This window comes from Psychrobacter sp. AOP7-A1-24 (assembly GCF_052376235.1).
GTDB lineage: Bacteria > Pseudomonadota > Gammaproteobacteria > Pseudomonadales > Moraxellaceae > Psychrobacter.
On sequence record NZ_JBQSVM010000089.1, the window covers coordinates 1 to 1,763 of the forward strand.

The following is a 1,763-nucleotide window of genomic DNA, read 5'->3' on the forward strand; positions in this document are numbered from 1 at the left end:
TGTTCATCTAGATGACAATGATGCGATATGGGTAGATAATAAGTGGCAGATGGAAGAGTAATTCTCCATTGCTATTAGTAGTTACATGACGTTTATTTGATGATTATTAATCATAGAAAAGAGCACTCAAACGAATATTAGGTTTGAGGGCTTTTTTATGAGTGTTTGATTTAGTTTTCTTATCTTTATTATTGTCTGTATAGCCAGTTCAAGCATTATAAATATATCTATAGTATGAATATATTACTTACTATGTATTCAAAATGATTTGACTTCTATCATTATAGCTGATAATTTTAAACTGTACTTTTATTAAAGGTGTGTAAAAAAGATATCGAAAACTTGTAAACTATGTAATCTAGGATAGATCAAATTGTTTACTTGTAATGCCTTACTCCTATTCTCACAATTATCAAAAGGAATTGATAATGAAGTTAGCTCCTCTTTTTTCAATTGGTGCTTTAGCCGCTATTTCTCTTCTTGGCTGTTCTAACCAATCTGCTGATGCGACAGACGGATCATCAGCCACTTCTCAAGAAGCAACTGTGCTACGATTCTCACATTTCTGGCCAGCAACATCATCTATTAGCAAAGAGGTCTTCGAACCTTGGGCAAAACAGATAGAAACAGATTCTGATGGTCGCCTAAAAGTAGAATTATATCCTTCAGCTGGTCTTGCCAAAGCAGATGTTACCTATGAATCTGCTGCAAAAGGTACGATTGATATTGGTTCACAGGCGCATGGCTATACTAATGGTCGTTTCCCTTTGACTCAGATAACTGAGCTTCCTGGTTTATCAAATTCAGCAACACAAATGGGTTGTATGCTACAGACTCTCTATGACGACGGTACTTTGGCTAGTGAATATGAAGACTCACATCTATTATTTATGTATGGTGCTGGACCTGGTGCGCTGCATACAACCGACAAATTGATACGCACACCTGAAGACATGAAAGGCATGCGTATCCGTCGTCCTTCTGCTGTGGCAGGTGATATTATCGAAAGTGCTGGTGCTTCGCCAGTAGGCTTACCTGCTAATGATATGTATACATCGTTACAGCGTGGCGTTGTGGATGGCTTGAGCTTCCCTTGGGAAGCAGTAACGGCTTTCAAAATTGATGAAATCACTAAGTATCATACTAATATTCCTTTCTATAGTTCAGCGCTTATGGTCACGATGAATAAGGCTAAGTACGATAATTTACCTGATGATTTGAAGAAAGTCCTGGATGAAAACTCAGGCATGGCCCTAGCCAATAAAGTTGGTGAGGTATTTGATAAACATGACCAGATGGCAATGCAAGCTGCTAAAGATAAAGGTGATGAAATTATCGATATTCCTGATCCATTAAACGATCCAAGTTGGAAAGGTCCGCTCGAAAAAGGAACCCAAAAGTATCTAAAGGATGTTAATGCTTTAGGTTTGGATGCAGACAGTGTTTATGAAAAAGCAAAAGCTGCTAGTGCTGCCTGTAAGGTCTAACCTATTGGAGGTGTCACATGGCATTTTTAGTCAAACTCAGTGTCTTAATCTCGCGGCTGTGTCAGTTTATCGGTGGTGTTAGTCTCATCATCATCGTGCTTACCACTATGCTCGATGTCAGCGCACGCTACATATTCAAACTCACCGGTGGTGAGTTTGGATTTACCGTCAAAGGTAGTGTAGAGATCGTCTCCTACTTTATGCTGTTTGCATTACTTGCCGCCTTTGCTGCTTTCGTTGAGCGCTCACAAATCATTGTCGATGTTTTTACTCAAC

General features: G+C 39.1%; 1 protein-coding gene and 1 pseudogene. Both read left to right on the plus strand.

What is annotated here, in order from left to right:
* The first annotated feature begins 428 nt into the window (after positions 1-428).
* Entirely contained in the window at positions 429-1,487 is a 1,059-nt protein-coding gene (locus ACT3QQ_RS13790; RefSeq protein ID WP_444528417.1) for a TRAP transporter substrate-binding protein, read from the plus strand.
* A gap of 17 nt (positions 1,488-1,504) precedes the next feature.
* Positions 1,505-1,763, plus strand: a pseudogene (locus tag ACT3QQ_RS13795) (TRAP transporter small permease); the annotation flags it as partial.